Here is a 14853-nt window from a genome sequence, read left to right as displayed (position 1 = left end):
GTGCCGGGTCCTACGCGACGTAATCCCGCCAACCCCGCCAGGTCCGGAAGGAAGCAACGGTAACGGGTCATTACGGGCGCAGTGGGTCGCCCGGTACATTTTTAATTTTGGCGTCCTTTATGTGCCATCGCGGGTTCCTCCCACCACTCTCCACCGGACAAGATGATTGAGAATGACAAGGTGCGGCGCATGCTGCATGGCAGAGCTGTGTGCCGGGAACGTGACAGAGTTGTTATTCTCGGTAAGAATGGTTGGCGTTGTGAATGGCTATTCATTTTCGTGCGAAGCATTAGGTTGAGGTGAGCGTTTGAGTCTTACATTGAAGCCGCGGACACAGGTGCGGGCAAAGATTTCTTCGGTTGGAACCTATGTTCCTCCGCGTCTGTTAACGAACGCCGATCTGGAAAAGATGGTGGAGACGAACGATCAGTGGATCGTGGAGCGGACGGGAATTCGCGAGCGTCACCTTGTCGATAAGGGCGTAGCCACCAGCGATCTGGCCGTTGCGGCGGCGAAGCGCTGCCTGGAGCAGCGCGGCATTCCGGCAACCGAGGTGGAGGTCATCATCGTCGCCACCGTCACGCCCGACATGATGTTTCCGGCGACGGCCTGCCTGGTGCAGAACAAGCTGGGCGTTCCCGGTGCGTGGGGATTCGACCTCTCGGCGGCTTGCTCAGGCTTTCCGTATGCGTTGCAGGTGGGCGCGAAGTTGGTGGAGAGCGGTGTGCATAAGAAGGTGTTGGTGATTGGAGCCGACGTGATGAGCTCGATCATCGACTACACGGATCGAGCGACGTGCGTGATCTTTGGCGACGGCGCGGGTGCTGTGTTGCTGGAGCCGTGCGCAGAGGGCGAGATCGGCCTGGTCGACTTCTGGCATGAGATCGATGGCTCCGGCGGCGTCTCGCTGAACATGCCGGGCGGAGGAAGCCTGAATCCAACGACGGAAGAGACCGTGGCGAAGAAGATGCACTATGTCCATCAGGACGGTCAGGCGGTCTACAAGTTCGCCGTACGCAAGATGGCCGAGGCTTCGGAGATAATCCTCAAGCGCAATGGCGTAGAGGGCAACGAGCTGGGCTGCTTCATTCCCCACCAGGCGAACAAGCGCATCATTCTTTCGACGGCAGAACGGCTTGGGATGCCGGAGGATCGCGTGGTCATCAATATCGATCGCTTTGGCAATACGACCGCAGGAACCATCCCGCTGGCGATGCAGACGGCCATCGACGACGGGCGGCTGAAGAAGGGCGATCTGGTGTTGCTGGCCAGCGTTGGTGCTGGTTTTACCGTGGGTGCCACGCTGCTGCGCTGGGAGTTCTAAAGGAGATTGCGGGCATGGATAGGATTTAGGGACAGGCCTTCAGGGCCTGTCCCTAAATTTTTATTGGAACTTCTTCGTCGTGATTTGCGTTCTTATATCTAAAAGATATATATCTTTAAGTCATGAAAACGAAAAAGGCCGATCAGGGAACGACATCGAATGCGCTGCTGGGGCTTTTGACTCTGTGCCCTATGTCGGGCTATGACATGCGAGCCTTGATTGATCGGTCGATCGGGCACTTCTGGAGCGAGAGTTACGGACAGATTTACCCATCGCTTAAGCGGATGGCAGCCGCGGGGCTGGTCGAGAAGAAGACCGAGCGCACGAAGGGGAAGCCCGACAGAAATGTCTTCTCGTTGACGCCGGCAGGCAAGGAGAGGCTGAAGGCATGGCTGCGTGAACCGATCACGCAGGTGGAGACGTCACGCAGCGAGCTGCTGCTGAAGCTTTTCTTTGGTAGCCACGTATCGGCCGAGGTGAACCGGCAGCATGTCGAAAGCTTTATCGCGACACATCAGGCGACGCTAAAACATTTTGCGGCTATAGAAAAACAGCTCCGGCGCGAGGAGGCCAACGATCCGCAGCTGCCGTACTGGCTGATGACATTGAGCTTTGGGAGACATCGCAGCGAGGCACTGGTGCGATGGGGCAGGGAGACGTTGAAGAAACTGGACGAGCTGGAGAGCAGGAAGAAATCGAAGAAGGTGTAGGAGGAAACAATGTCGGCACATGCGCATGATCCGTTGTGGGTAAAGCTGTTTCTGACCATTCATATTGCAGCGGGAGCCATGTCGTTCCTGCTGGCTCCTATAGCCCTGGCGACGGCCAAGGGAGGCAAGCAGCATAAACGCTGGGGCATGGTGTACCTGTGGTCGATGGGAGCCGTTGCGTTCACCGCCGTTCCTATGGCGTTCTTCTTCCCGGTGCGGTTTCTGGCGCTCGTCTCGGTCTTCAGCTTCTACTTCGCATTTTCAGGCTATCGCGTATTGCGGTTGAAGGATCTGGCCCGCGACGGTAGTGCCGGGCCCATCGATTGGATCGCCGCGGTGATTACTTTTGCGACGAGCACGCTGCTGGCGTGGTTAAGCTGGTTCCGGCCCGCCACGATGGAGGTGATTCCAATCGTCGGTGTGGTCTTTGGATTGATCGGAATGCGTGTCTCGGCTCAGCAGATAATCTCATTCGTGCGCAAGCCGAAGGAGAAGATGTTCTGGTGGTACACGCATCTGGGGAACTTTATCGGCAGCTACATTGCGGCGTGGTCGGCGTTCAGCGTGGTGACGCTATCGCGAGTCCTGGGAAACCAATGGTATGTATGGCTGTGGCCAGTGATGATCGGCATTCCTGCGATCATCATCACGACGGCTTACTATAAACGGAAATTCGCGCCGCGTCCGAAAAGCCCTGCGGTAGCGTAGGGCTTACACCACCGATTTGGTGGGAGGTACGAAGCTCTGTGGTGAGACACTCTTCGACGCCTTGTACAGCTTCCACACAGCGAAGCCACAGCTTAAGCCGATCGCTGTCCAGAGGACGACGAGGATCGGTGTAGAGTACTTGGCCGAAAGGTGGTTCCACCCTCGCAAAATGTGACGCCCATAATGCAGGCCGAGGAGGACATCGATGGCATAGCGTGCCGTCCTGCTGGTGATGAAGGCGATAAGGAACTTCTTCCGCGGCAGCTTCAATGCTCCTGCAGCCAGCACAAACGGCGTGAGCGGAACCGGCGGCGGCAGAAGCGCCGGAAGCGCAATGGAGAGGATGGCGTGGCGCTCCATCCACTCGCATACAAGGTTGAAGATGCGTGGCGGAACGCGGCGCTCCAGCAATGCCATACCGCCGGAGCGGCCGACGCGATAGCTGACCAAACCGCCGATGGCTCCCCCTACCGATGCGATCGCAACAAGCAGGAAGGGGTTGGTATGCCGCGCGGCCATCAGGATGAGCATGATGTCGGTGAGCCCTGGGATCGGCAGAGGCACGAACGACGAGTCGACCAGTGCGACGAAGAAGAGCCCGAAGAGTCCGAAGCTGAAGAGGAAGTGCAGCAGCGGCGAGCGCGGATAGCGCGGAGCAACAATCTCAATCGCGGTACCTGCGGTATCGGCTCCCAGTGAGGTGACGGTCGAGATCATACCGGTTATGACGCACGAAACGCCGATGAAGTCGCGGTGCGGGGTACGAAAAATGCAGGCGGGTATTGAATTTACACAAAATGCAATGAGGGCAGAGACGGAAGGATGCCCTCGCCAGCCGCATATTCACGAAAGACCTCAATGGTGCGGATGCATTCCGGCGTCAGCGTGTAGTGAATGTTGGCGGTGAGGTAGTGGTGAATCGTCTCAGCCGGCAACGCGATACGCGGTACCCATTCGGCGACCAGGTCGTCGGTATGGGCAAGTCCGTGGTCGCGGGAACGGATGAGGTCGTCGATCAATGTAGAAGCGGTAACGTGACTCTGCGCGAGCGACTCTGGACGAACAGCCCAGACGGCGGCCACCCAGGGCAGGCCGGTCCGTGTGCGCCACTCGTTGGCAAGGTCAAACCACTGGCATGGCCCTACAGCGGCCTCAATCTGGCTGCGCGACTCAAGAGCCAGCAGCGCAGGATCGCCGATCAGCAGTGCCGCATCGGCATTGCGAAGCATCGTAACCGGGTCGGCAGGTTGCGTGAGGAACGCGGGCGATGTCCGGAGAAATCTGCGGAAGAGGATCTCGGCATACGCACGTGAGCTTCGCGAGGCATTGTCCGCTGCGACGGTGCGCACCTGCTCCAGTGTGAGCGGGGCTTTCACGATGAGCTGAATGGAGCGGACATGGCCGAGCGATGCAATCGTGCAACCGGGCACGATGGCCAGCGAAGGCGTAAGCGATGCAATGGGGATAAGGCCAAGATCGGCGCGGCCCGCAAGCAGCTCATCGGCACAAAGCGAGGGCAGGGTGTAGTGAAGCTGATAGCGTTCCGCGAGCTTCGCCGCCAGAGGAGGATGCTCGAAGTCCCACATAAGCGGCGCAGGATTCAAAAAGTTGATCGCCGCAACGTGGACGGGATGTGAGAAGGTGCGCAAAGATCTAGTGTAGAAGATGACGGGAAGAGGGCAAGATGAAGCGGGCGATCATCGGCTTCGAAAAGGACGAGCAGAACCACTGGGTCGCCCGCCTGGCGTGTGGGCATGGCCAGCATGTGCGCCACGATCCTCCGTGGACGGTGCGTGAGTGGGTGACGACGGAGCAGGGGCGTGCTTCGCGTCTCGGCGTGGAACTTGATTGCAAGCGTTGCGATGAAGAAGCTGCTGCAGACGCGGATTCGTGATGGATATTTTGTCTCTGATCGGCGATAGTGGTGGGCTATGGATCGCAGACGATTTCTTTCTGGTACGACCGCAGCGGCAGCGTTTGCTCTCGGTGCAGGCGAGACGGCCTCGCAGAGTGCCTTCGCACAAACTTCTTCGCAAGGCGAAGCCGCATCGAAGCGCGTGCTGCTGAAGCTGGGCTGTCAGTCCCACCCGACAACGGACGCACACCTGAAGTATCTGGTGCGGTATGGCGTAAAGCATATCTGCGGCTATCCGGAGACCGCCGAGGGACGTATCTACTCGACTGTCGATGAGTTGAGCCGGATGCGCGAGCTGGCCGAGAAGAACGGCGTGACCGTGATGTGCGTAGGACCACCGGCGCTGGAGTCGACCTACATCGACAACGAAAAGCATCCCGCCATCATGCTGGCGCAGAGTCCCGAGCGCGACCGCGACATCGAGCAGTTCCAGACGCTGATCCGCAACTGCGCGCGCGTTGGTCTGCCTTCGATCAAATACAACATGAGCATCCTCGGTGTGCTGCGAACGGGCCGCGTACCAGGCCGCGGGGACGCGACCTACAGCCAGTGGAAGCTGAAGGACGCGCATCCGAAGACTCCACTGACGAAGGCCGGTCACGTCGACGCAGACGCTTTTTGGGAGAGAATCACCTACTTCCTCGACCGTGTCATTCCCGTTGCGAACGAGTACAAGATTCGCATGGCCTGCCATCCGCACGATCCAGGCGTTCCGCCGGAGGGCTATCAGGGCGTCGATCGCGTGCTCGGCACGGTGGACGGGCTGAAACGATTCATCTCCATCCGCGAAAGCGAATACCACGGGCTGAACTTCTGCCAGGGAACCGTCTCGGAGATGCTCGCCGATCCCGGCAAGGAGATTTATGACGTGATCCGGTACTTCGGTACGCGGAAGAAGATTTTCAACGTGCACTTCCGCAACATCCGCGGGCATCGGGATGACTTTGTCGAGGTCTATCCGGATGAGGGCGATGTCGATATGTGGAAGGCGGTTCAGGTCTATAAGGAGGTTGGCTATCCTTATATGCTGATGCCAGACCACGTCCCGCAGGCACCCAATGATCCAGAGGGACTGCAATCGTTCGCCTTCTGTTATGGATATATTCGCGGGTTGATCCAGGTGGCGCGGTCGCAGACTTAGAGAAGATGGCGGAGGAGTTTGGATGGAGTTGGGCCAGCAGAGCAGTACGGCTACGGTGGGGCAAAGTGAGACGGCAAAGTTAGCGTGGCTGGGGTTGATCCTGACCCCAGGCATTGGAGCGACTCGGGCGTGGAAAGTGATGCAGCGCCTCGCCGAGCCGGAGCGTCTGTTCGAGGCCTCGCTGACCGACCTTGAAGGTCTGGGAATGCCTGCCCACTCCGCGCAGTTCATCTTCGACCGCAAGGCGCGCGCGGCTGCCGAGAGCGAGTGGCAACGTGTCGCCGAGGCCGGCGGCAGCATCCTGACGCCGAACGACGACGCATACCCCGAGCGTCTGAAAGAGATCTACGATCCGCCTGCCGTATTGTGGATTCGCGGCAACGTGGCATCGCTCTCGCGTCCCGGCATCGCCGTCGTGGGCACGCGGCATCCGTCAACCTACGGTGCGGGCATGGCCGAGATGCTGTCGCGCGATCTGGCGGCGCGCAGGCTGACGATCTTCAGTGGCATGGCCCGCGGCGTCGATACCGCCGCACACAAGGGAGCACTGGCAGCGAAGGGAAATACTGTCGCCGTCTGGGGCACAGGGATCGACGTCATCTACCCGAAGGAGAACAAACGGCTGGCCGAGCAGATCGTCGAAAGCGGTGGCGCCATCGTCAGCGAGTACCCACTGGGCACCTTTCCCGCGCCGCAGAACTTTCCCGTGCGCAATCGCATCCTCAGCGGCCTCAGCATCGGCGTGCTCGTCATCGAAGCAGCGGAACACAGCGGCACACGCATCACCGCACGGCTGGCGATGGAGCAGAACCGCGACGTCTACGCGCTTCCCGGCAACGTGACGAACAAGAATGCCTGGGGGCCGAACACACTCATCAAGCAAGGAGCCAGGCTCACGGCCACCTGGGAGGACGTCTGGGAGGACCTGCCCACCTCCGCGCGTCTGCAACTGGAAGAGGAGCTGGGAGTTACGGGCGCCGATGAATCGAATTCACAAAATGCTGCATCCTTATTTAACGCAATCGAGCTCTCCGGGCAGGAACGGGTCGTTTTGGAACGGCTACGACCGGACGAAGCGACGCAACTGGATGAGTTGATCGAGGGGCTGGAAGGAGAGCTTGGATCGGCGGAGATCTTCACGGCGCTGTTTGAACTGGAGCTGGCAGGACGGGTGAAGCAGCTTCCCGGAAAAAATTACGTCCGGACACTTTGAGACGTATCGGCGGTATGGATGGCAGCCGGTGGAAAAATACTCGCTCGAGAAGTCTAAGTGCCGTCTGTCCTTTGACTTGGCATAAGGACAGAGGTCGTACGATGTGGCGTGTTAACTAATTAATAGTGGTAACGTTTTCGCACTCGGTTCGTCAGTTGCACAACGTGAAGAGATGACGTACCCGACGAAACCGTGTTAGGTTCGCAAGGGAATCGTCAGAACATGAGAAAGAATGGAACGTTTCGTCTGCGCGAATCGTTCTTTGTTGGAAGTGAAGGGACCCGATGGCTAAGTCACTTGTGATCGTGGAGTCGCCCGCGAAGGCGAAGACGATCGGAAAATATCTCGGCAGCGACTACACGGTGGAGGCCTCAATCGGCCACATCATGGACCTGCCCAAAAACGACATCGGCGTAGAGCTGAAGCCTCGCACGTTTCAGCCGACGCTGATCGTCTCTCCTGGTAAGGAGAAGGTCGTCGACCGCCTGAAGAAGCTGGCGGCGAAGGCCGATGCTGTTTATCTGGCGCCTGACCCGGACCGCGAAGGCGAGGCTATCGCCGCGCATCTCTCCATGCAGCTCCTTCCTGTCGTTAAGGACAAATCGAAGGTGCGCCGCGTCACTTTTAATGAGATTACGAAGAAGGCGGTGAATGCGGCCTTCCTGCATGCTCGCGACGTCGATGAGAATCTGGTCGATGCGCAGCAGACACGCCGTGTGCTCGACCGTCTGGTGGGCTACCAGATATCGCCGTTGTTGTGGGACAAGGTGCGCCGCGGACTCAGTGCCGGTCGCGTCCAGACCGTTGCACTGCGCCTGATCGTCGAGCGCGAGCAGGAGATCAACGACTTCAAGCCGGTTGAGTACTGGACCATTGATGCCGATCTTCTGCCCGGCGGAGGCAAACAGGGATTCACCGCGCGCTTTGTCGGTGTCAACGGCGTTCCATCGCGTGTAGCCAATGGAACAGGCGAGGACGGCAAAGAGCAGTTCATCGCCAACGCTTTACCCGATGGTGAAGCCGTCGAAGAAGTCGTCAGCGAGCTGAACAAAGCAACATGGCGTGTACGCTCGGTTGAGAAGAAAGAGCGCCGCAATAATCCGAAGGCTCCTTATACAACCAGCAAGCTGCAGCAGGACGCTGCGGGCCGTCTCGGCTTCAACGTGCGCCGTACGATGGGCGTGGCTCAGCGTCTATATGAAGGTGTCGAGATCGGTGCCGAAGGCACGGTCGGACTCATCACCTACATGCGTACCGACTCCACCCGCGTCAGCCCCGATGCGATTGCCGAGGCGCGCGAGTACATCGGCAAGCTCGGCAGCGCCTATCTTCCGGCAAAGCCGAATGAATATGCCGGCAAGAAGCAGGTGCAGGCTCAGGACGCGCACGAAGCGATTCGTCCCACGTCGGTCAAGTTCACACCCGACTCGATCCGCAAGTATCTTTCGGACGAGCAGTACCGGCTGTACAAGCTGATCTGGCAGCGCTTCGTCTCCAGTCAGATGACGCCTGCGATCTTCGATCAGACGACGGTCGACATCGAGGCGAAGGCGAAACTGACCTATGACTTCCGCGTGAGCGGCAGCGTGCTCAAGTTTGAAGGCCACCTGAAATTCGAAGAGGAAGAGAAGCGCGCCCGTGCTGCTGCGAAAGAAAAGGCAGCGCGCGAAGAAGCGAAGCTCGCTCCGCAGACTGGTGTCGATGCCGAGAACGACGACGATGCCGAAGGCGAGAGCAGGCTGCCTGAGCTCGCAGCAGGCGAAGCCCTCAAGCTCGAAAAGCTCGATACGCAGCAGAAGTTCACCCAGCCGCCTCCACGTTACAACGAGGCCAGCCTGGTGAAAACGCTCGAAGAGAAGGGAATTGGACGTCCTTCGACCTACGCGTCGATCATCAACACCATCCAGGACCGCGACTACGTCAAGAAGATTGCGGGCCGCTTTGTGCCGACGGAGATTGGCATCGTCGTCACGAAGCTGCTGGTGAAAAACTTCCCCTACATCTTCGACACGCAGTACACGGCCACGCTCGAAGGCGAGCTCGACGCCGTGGAAGATGGACAGGAGCGCTGGACTGATCTGCTGAACGGCTTCTACGACCATTTTGAGAAAGAGCTCAAGGTCGCCGAGAAGCACATGGAAGACATCAAGCGGATGGAAGAGCCGACGAAGGAAGTCTGCGACAAGTGCGGAAGCCCGCTGATTCTGAAATGGGGCAAGTTCGGCAGCTTCTATTCCTGTTCGAACTTCTCCAAGACCAAGCCGATGACCGTCGCTGGCGGACGCTGGAAGAAGGATCAGAAGGCCATCCTGAAGAAGATCACCTCTGCGTTCACCTTCCCCATGACCGTGAAGGCGCTGACCGGCGACGTAACCGACTTCACCGCCGAGGCCGCCGACGCCAAGGCTCTCACGGCCGCGATCGAAGAGGCGCAGCAGAAGGGCAAGAAGGTCACCGTCGAAACCTTCAGCTGCGACTTCACCAAGGAGAACTTCGCCGCCAAGCCTGACCTGAGCGCTCCCGGAGCCGATGATGCTCCTGAAGAAGAAGCCTGCGACAACTGCGGTCGCACGATGGTGCTGCGTAACGGGCCATGGGGTCCGTTCATGGCCTGTCCCGGCTACAACGAAGACCCGCCGTGCAAGACCATCCGCAAGCTCAACCAGAAGGTGCAGCAGAAGCCGCCGGTGCAGCTTGAGGAAGCATGCCCCAAGTGCGGCAAGCCGCTCTTGCTGCGCAACGGCCAGTACGGCGAGTTCATCAGCTGCAGCGGCTATCCCAAGTGCAAGTACATCAAGCAGGAGCTGCTCGAGGCCAAGTGCCCGAAGGATGGTGGCGATATCGCCGTCCGCAAAACCAAGCGCGGAGACACGTTCTACGGCTGCGTCAACTATCCGAAGTGTGACTTCGCTTCGAATCAGAAACTGATCGACGAGACCTGCCCCAAGTGCGAGAGCGCATATCTGCTTGAAGTGGTCAACGACAAGGGCACTTTCTGGGTCTGCCCTAACAACCACGAGGACCTGCCGAAGAAGCGGAAGAAGAAGGGCGAAGTGGAGGCCGCGCCGACGACTCCTCCATGCACGTATAAGAAGAAGGTGGCGGGGCCGGCTCCCAAAACAACCGAGCCGCTCACCCGCCCGGACCCTGAAAAGACTCGGCCCGTGGTCGAGAGCGTAGCCTGAAGGAGAGCGAGTGGCAACAGCAGCAGATGGTGAACTGATCCTGAAACTTTATGAGATGCGGCGCGAAGCAGAGATGCGGAAAGCCCGCCGCTTTATGATCTTCGACTTTCAACCCAAAACGCTTGAAGAGCTGCGCGCCGTCTCGCGCGATCTCGACTCGCCGCACAACCCGGCCTGGCGTCAGGTCACCAGCTATTGGGAGATGGCCCACGCGCTCGTCCTTCGTGGCGCGCTCGATGCCGACCTCTTCCTCGATACCAATGGCGAAGGCATCCTCATCTATGCCAAGTTCCACCACTTCCACGTGGAGACAGAAAAGCAGTCCGGCAACCCTTTTATGCGCAATACGGCTGCGCTGATCGCCAAGTACCCCACTGCTCAAAAGCTGCACGACGGCTTCCTGAAGTCTCTGGGACTGGCCTAAGCGCAAAACTGTCCAGCATCGAAGACCGCTGCCTTCAGGGCGGCGGTTTTCTATTTTGCTGCAATTCTGTTACAACTAGAAAGGAGTGTTTGCGGGCAGAAGCTCGCCCCTGCGTGTCTTGGATCTGGTTTGGGGTCTGGTGTTACTTGCTGTAATTTACTGAAAAGATTGGGTTTTATTTATGGCGAAAGCAGTTTGGAATGGTCAGACCCTGGCCGAAAGCGAAACGTACGAGACCGTTGAAGGCAACATTTACTTTCCCGACGAGACCGTAAAGCGGGAGTTCCTCCGTCCCAGCTCCACCACCTCAAGCTGCCCCTGGAAGGGCCAGGCCCGCTACTACACCATCGTCGTCGATGGACAGGAGAACCAGGATGCCGCCTGGTACTATCCCGACCCCAAGCCTGCGGCGCGTAACGTCAAGCACCACATCGCCTTCTGGCGCGGCGTCGAAGTCACCAAGTAGCTGTTGGCGTTTTTAGTCTTTCTTCAGCTCGACCACCATCACCACCACCTGGCTGCCGCCCACGTTGACGTCCTTATGCATCGTGTTGGGTGCATTCTTCGGTAGCCAGTAGGCCTTGCCTGCCTCCCACACGTGGTGCTCCGTGGAGCCGTCCTGTTCCACCACATCGATCTTCCCTCCCTTCAGCGGAATAATCACCCGGCCATGATCGTGGTGATGCAAGGGCAGCGGCGTGCCGGTAGCGATCACCGATCGCCATACTTTTACATCCTCGTTTTCAAACTGCGGGAATCGTTGGCTAAGGTTCTGCTGGGCGATCACAACTCCCAGCGCTGCGACAGGCAAACCAATCCCTAGTGCTGCACACCATCGGCGCATCGTCGAATCCCCTTTTCTTCATGTCGTATGCGAAGTGGGAAAATAATAACCGGGAGAAAAGGATGACGGAACAGGAAATTGAAATTGCCCAGGACGAGCTGACACTGGATCCCGGCACGCCGGCCGAATGGGAGCGCATGCGCGAGCTTGCTCATGTCATGGTCGATGGCGTTTTTGACCATCTCGAAGGTCGCCGCGAGCAGCCCGTATGGCAGAGCCCGCCAGATACGGTTCGCCGCCTCATTGCCGGCGAAGCCGTACCGCGCACGCCCCAGGCCGCCGAGCACGTCTACCAGAGCTTCCTTACCAACGTGCTGCCCTATGCCACCGGCAACACGCATCCGCGTTACTGGGGATGGGTCAAGGGCGGGGGCACTGCCGTTGGCATAATGGCCGAGATGCTCGCCGCCGCGATGAATCCGAATGTCGGGGGCATGGACGACACCGCCACGCTGGTCGAAAAACAGGTCGTCCGCTGGATGGCCGAGCTCATGGACATGCCCGCGACCACCAGCGGTTTGCTGATGAGCGGTGGCACCATGGCCAATCTCGTCGGTCTCAACGTGGGTCGATATGCCAAGGCAGGATTCGACGTACGCGCCGAAGGCATGCGCGGAGGCAGCCCCGTGCGCGTTTACTGTTCCTCCGAAACGCATAGCTGGCTGAAGAAGTCCGTGGAGCTGATGGGGATGGGCCGCGCCTGCCTGCACGCTGTGGGTGTCGATGCCGGATATCGCATACGGATCGATGAGCTGAAGGCTGCAATCGCAGCAGACCAGGCTCAGGGAATCAAACCTCTCTGCGTCGTCGCCAGCGCAGGCACCGTCAATACAGGAGCCATCGACGATCTGTCGGCTATTGCCGATCTCTGCGCCGAGCAGGACATCTGGTTTCACGTCGATGGAGCCATCGGCGCTCCGGCATACTGGTCAACAAAGTTACAGCCTCGTGTGCGTGGTATCGAGCGCGCCGATTCCATCGCCTTCGATCTCCACAAATGGGGCTACATGCCGTACGACATCGGCTGCGTGCTGGTGCGCGATGCCGAGCTGCACAAAGCCGCCTTCGCTTCGACAGCCAGCTATCTCACGACGATGGATCGTGGGCCAGCCGCAGGCGGCTTCTACTTCGCCGATCGCAATATCGAGCTCTCCCGCGGCTTCCGCGCTCTCAAAGCCTGGATGAGCCTGAAGACCTATGGCGTCGATGCCATCACGGCGCTGATCGAGCAGAACGTCGAGCAGACGCGCTATCTGGTGCGCCTCATCGAAGCATCTCCGGTTCTGGAGATGGCTGCCGAAGCTCCGCTCAATATCGTCTGTTTCGTCTACCGCGATGCGACCGATGCACAGAACAAGGAGATTCTGATGCGGCTGCAGGAGAGCGGCCTCGCCGTTCCATCCAGCACGGTCGTAGGTGGCCGGTTCGCCATCCGCGTCGCGAACACAAACCACCGCACCCGGCTGGAAGATCTCGAGCTGCTCGTCAAAGCAGTAGAGACGATTGGTGCCGAGGTCCTGCGCCTGGGAGCCTGAGGCAGTCAAAATCTGTCAAGCCCCCCTGAAATGGCAAACTACTCATTCCAAAAGAAATAAAGCTCCATAAAACTGCCGATCAGTTATGGTCGTTTCGGTCGACTGGAATAGATGGAAGAAAGAAGAAAGCCCCAGCCGGAACGGTTGGGGCTTTCTCCTTTAGAATCAATATTTTTACGGATAACCCATTTCTATTCAATATTTTGGCTTGTTGAAAACGCATAAGTCATTGAATAGAAATGGGTTGTAAACAAGCCTACCGGGGGTGCGGGCTAGTATGCTCCCGCCTGTTCCAGAGGCAGGCGAACCTGGAAGCAGGTTGCGCCCGGCTTCGATTCGACGTGGATATAGCCCGAATGGCGCTGCACGATCCGCTGCGCCGTATCCAGCCCCAGCCCCAGCCCAAGTCCGGGAGCCTTGGTCGTGTAGAAGGGCTCGAAGATGCGGCTCTGCAGTTCAGGATCGATACCCACGCCGTTGTCCCATATCTCGACGATGGCCATCTGACCCTGCAGATGCGTCTTCAGCTGCAGCGTCCCTTTGTCGTGAATCGCATCCAGAGCGTTCTCGATCAAAGCCGTCCACACCTGGTTCAGCTCGCGTCCATAGGCTGCAACCGGAGGCAACAGCGGATCGAAGTCCGTCTCAACCTTCACGTCGTACATCCGCGACTTGAACATCGCCAGCGTATTCGTCAGCGACTGCGCCAGATCGACCTCCTGAATCGGAGCCTGGTCCATGTACGAGTAGTCTTTGATCGCGCGAATCAGGTCGAAGATGCGCATCGTCGAGTTGACGACCGTCTCCGCCATGCGCTCGGCACGTAACGAGCTGGCAACTGTCGCCACAGCAACCGGCAGAGCCTCTGCCGTCATAATGTTGGCCAGCTCATCGAGATGTTCGATCGGCAATCCCGTCTCAGCAAGCGCGGGAGCAATCGCCCACGGATTGGGAATGCTGTGACTCTCCAGCCAGCGAACCAGATCCATCTCGCGATCGCTGTCCGCAAGGATGTCCTTCGTGCCGCCCTTCATGTCACGCTCGGCCATGACCGCGCGAACGTTGATCACCCAGGTGCGATACCGCGATGTGATCGATTCGGGTAAACAAAGATTTCCCATACGGTACTTCTGGTCGCCATACTGCCGCAGCTCCGAAAAGAGGCTCGAAGCCGAGCGCTGCGCCGCCGATGCGGGATTGTTCAACTCATGCGCAAGATTGCCGGCGAGCTTGCCCAAAGCGTTAAGCTTCTCGGCCTGTTGTTCGATGCGCGTTACTTCGCGCACGCGATCCAGCAGCGCTGAGACACAACGTTGTGCCATCGACGGAATCGCAGCCAGCATCTCCGGAAACTTGTCCTCGTGAATACCGAGCGACCAGCCCGGCCCTACGAGATAGCCCTCGCCGCCGTAGGTCTTCATGCGCGAGAAGGGAAGTTTGCCTGTCATCAGGCCGGCGCGCCCAATCCACATGGTCAGCGGTCCGCCGTTGCGGCGTCGTACCTGGACATCTCCCTGTAGCAGAAAGATCATGCTGTCCGCAGGTGTGCCTTCGGTAAAAACGATGGCTCCGTCTTCACCCTTACGCTCCACGCCATGTGTCGCAAGCCATGTGTACTCTTCATCGGTCAGTCCATCGATCGCAGGGATCGTGCGCAAGGCGGCGACGATCTGCTCGACGGGCGTCGGCTGCTCGGGAGTGGAAGCAAAGGCTGTAGGTACAAACTGCTGTTGGGGAAGCACAGCTTCAAAACTGCTGGAGGCGGCCATTGTGCGAATCTCCTTCTGCCGTCGCGGGCAGGCTCATAGAAACGACCAGGCAACTAGTCTCTATTGTGACAGGTTTGCCTGAGAG

At 58.8% G+C, this 14853-nt stretch carries 14 protein-coding genes and 1 other RNA gene; 11 read left to right on the top strand and 4 right to left on the bottom strand.

The annotated features are described in order from the left end of the window. Position 1: 1 nt before the first annotated feature. From ffs to KFE13_RS05480, 4 genes are all read left to right on the top strand, one after another. An RNA gene (gene ffs, locus KFE13_RS05495) (signal recognition particle sRNA small type) lies at positions 2-99 on the top strand. 208 nt (positions 100-307) lie between these two features. Beyond that, the gene (locus tag KFE13_RS05490; RefSeq protein WP_260706161.1) at positions 308-1324 is read left to right on the top strand and encodes a beta-ketoacyl-ACP synthase III; all 1017 of its coding nucleotides are present in this window, start codon (positions 308-310) and stop codon (positions 1322-1324) included. A gap of 122 nt (positions 1325-1446) precedes the next feature. Further along, positions 1447-2034, top strand: coding sequence for a PadR family transcriptional regulator (locus KFE13_RS05485; protein ID WP_260706160.1), 588 nt, complete (start codon positions 1447-1449; stop codon positions 2032-2034). Between the two features lie 9 nt (positions 2035-2043). After that, positions 2044-2742, top strand: a complete 699-nt coding sequence (locus tag KFE13_RS05480; RefSeq protein WP_260706159.1) for a DUF2306 domain-containing protein — start codon at positions 2044-2046, stop codon at positions 2740-2742. A 3-nt stretch (positions 2743-2745) separates the two neighbouring features. On the opposite strand, the gene KFE13_RS05475 is transcribed toward KFE13_RS05480, so the two are convergent. Further along, positions 2746-3459 carry a YqaA family protein gene (locus KFE13_RS05475; protein ID WP_260706158.1) on the bottom strand — a complete coding sequence of 238 codons (714 nt, stop codon included), beginning with the start codon at positions 3457-3459 and terminating at the stop codon, positions 2746-2748. Between the two features lie 71 nt (positions 3460-3530). After that, positions 3531-4391: a menaquinone biosynthesis protein gene (locus KFE13_RS05470; protein WP_260706157.1), complete on the bottom strand. Its 861-nt coding sequence runs from the start codon at positions 4389-4391 to the stop codon at positions 3531-3533. A 35-nt stretch (positions 4392-4426) separates the two neighbouring features. Here KFE13_RS05470 and KFE13_RS05465 point away from each other — a divergent pair, with 35 nt between their 5' ends. The 6 genes from KFE13_RS05465 to KFE13_RS05440 all read left to right on the top strand — a co-directional run bounded on the left by KFE13_RS05465 (position 4427) and on the right by KFE13_RS05440 (position 11086). Beyond that, a complete protein-coding gene (locus KFE13_RS05465) occupies positions 4427-4636 on the top strand; it encodes a DUF3565 domain-containing protein (RefSeq protein ID WP_260706156.1) in 210 nt (69 codons plus the stop codon). Between the two features lie 37 nt (positions 4637-4673). Next, complete coding sequence (locus KFE13_RS05460; RefSeq protein WP_260706155.1) at positions 4674-5798, top strand: mannonate dehydratase; 1125 nt, start codon at positions 4674-4676, stop codon at positions 5796-5798. A gap of 22 nt (positions 5799-5820) precedes the next feature. Then, positions 5821-7011, top strand: coding sequence for a DNA-processing protein DprA (gene dprA, locus KFE13_RS05455; RefSeq protein WP_260706154.1), 1191 nt, complete (start codon positions 5821-5823; stop codon positions 7009-7011). A gap of 284 nt (positions 7012-7295) precedes the next feature. Next, positions 7296-10196 carry a type I DNA topoisomerase gene (gene topA, locus KFE13_RS05450; protein ID WP_260706153.1) on the top strand — a complete coding sequence of 967 codons (2901 nt, stop codon included), beginning with the start codon at positions 7296-7298 and terminating at the stop codon, positions 10194-10196. 10 nt (positions 10197-10206) lie between these two features. After that, the gene (locus KFE13_RS05445; RefSeq protein WP_260706152.1) at positions 10207-10620 is read left to right on the top strand and encodes a DUF4760 domain-containing protein; all 414 of its coding nucleotides are present in this window, start codon (positions 10207-10209) and stop codon (positions 10618-10620) included. Positions 10621-10801: 181 nt separating this feature from the next. After that, positions 10802-11086 (top strand): DUF427 domain-containing protein, encoded by a 285-nt coding sequence (locus tag KFE13_RS05440; protein WP_260706151.1) that lies wholly within the window; start codon positions 10802-10804, stop codon positions 11084-11086. Positions 11087-11098: 12 nt separating this feature from the next. On the opposite strand, the gene KFE13_RS05435 is transcribed toward KFE13_RS05440, so the two are convergent. After that, positions 11099-11464, bottom strand: a complete 366-nt coding sequence (locus KFE13_RS05435; RefSeq protein ID WP_260706150.1) for a cupin domain-containing protein — start codon at positions 11462-11464, stop codon at positions 11099-11101. A 62-nt stretch (positions 11465-11526) separates the two neighbouring features. Here KFE13_RS05435 and KFE13_RS05430 point away from each other — a divergent pair, with 62 nt between their 5' ends. Beyond that, positions 11527-12999, top strand: a complete 1473-nt coding sequence (locus KFE13_RS05430) for a pyridoxal phosphate-dependent decarboxylase family protein (RefSeq protein WP_260706149.1) — start codon at positions 11527-11529, stop codon at positions 12997-12999. Positions 13000-13271: 272 nt separating this feature from the next. On the opposite strand, the gene KFE13_RS05425 is transcribed toward KFE13_RS05430, so the two are convergent. Beyond that, positions 13272-14768, bottom strand: a complete 1497-nt coding sequence (locus KFE13_RS05425) for an ATP-binding protein (RefSeq protein WP_260706148.1) — start codon at positions 14766-14768, stop codon at positions 13272-13274. Between the last annotated feature and the right edge of the window lie 85 nt (positions 14769-14853).

The sequence above is a fragment of the Edaphobacter flagellatus genome, from assembly GCF_025264665.1.
Classification (GTDB): domain Bacteria; phylum Acidobacteriota; class Terriglobia; order Terriglobales; family Acidobacteriaceae; genus Edaphobacter; species Edaphobacter flagellatus.
Note: the sequence above shows the minus strand (reverse complement) of the source record. Positions and strands in the feature narration are given on the sequence as shown.

What these genes read in the sequence shown, in the direction of transcription:
- KFE13_RS05425 (WP_260706148.1), bottom strand. Translation starts at nt 14,768, where the DNA reads ATGGCCGCCTCCAGCAGTTTTGAAGCTGTGCTTCCCCAACAGCAGTTT.
- KFE13_RS05475 (WP_260706158.1), bottom strand. Translation starts at nt 3,459, where the DNA reads ATGATCTCGACCGTCACCTCACTGGGAGCCGATACCGCAGGTACCGCG.
- KFE13_RS05460 (WP_260706155.1), top strand. Translation starts at nt 4,674, where the DNA reads ATGGATCGCAGACGATTTCTTTCTGGTACGACCGCAGCGGCAGCGTTT.
- KFE13_RS05440 (WP_260706151.1), top strand. Translation starts at nt 10,802, where the DNA reads ATGGCGAAAGCAGTTTGGAATGGTCAGACCCTGGCCGAAAGCGAAACG.
- KFE13_RS05485 (WP_260706160.1), top strand. Translation starts at nt 1,447, where the DNA reads ATGAAAACGAAAAAGGCCGATCAGGGAACGACATCGAATGCGCTGCTG.
- KFE13_RS05435 (WP_260706150.1), bottom strand. Translation starts at nt 11,464, where the DNA reads ATGCGCCGATGGTGTGCAGCACTAGGGATTGGTTTGCCTGTCGCAGCG.
- KFE13_RS05465 (WP_260706156.1), top strand. Translation starts at nt 4,427, where the DNA reads ATGAAGCGGGCGATCATCGGCTTCGAAAAGGACGAGCAGAACCACTGG.
- dprA (WP_260706154.1), top strand. Translation starts at nt 5,821, where the DNA reads ATGGAGTTGGGCCAGCAGAGCAGTACGGCTACGGTGGGGCAAAGTGAG.
- KFE13_RS05430 (WP_260706149.1), top strand. Translation starts at nt 11,527, where the DNA reads ATGACGGAACAGGAAATTGAAATTGCCCAGGACGAGCTGACACTGGAT.
- topA (WP_260706153.1), top strand. Translation starts at nt 7,296, where the DNA reads ATGGCTAAGTCACTTGTGATCGTGGAGTCGCCCGCGAAGGCGAAGACG.
- KFE13_RS05480 (WP_260706159.1), top strand. Translation starts at nt 2,044, where the DNA reads ATGTCGGCACATGCGCATGATCCGTTGTGGGTAAAGCTGTTTCTGACC.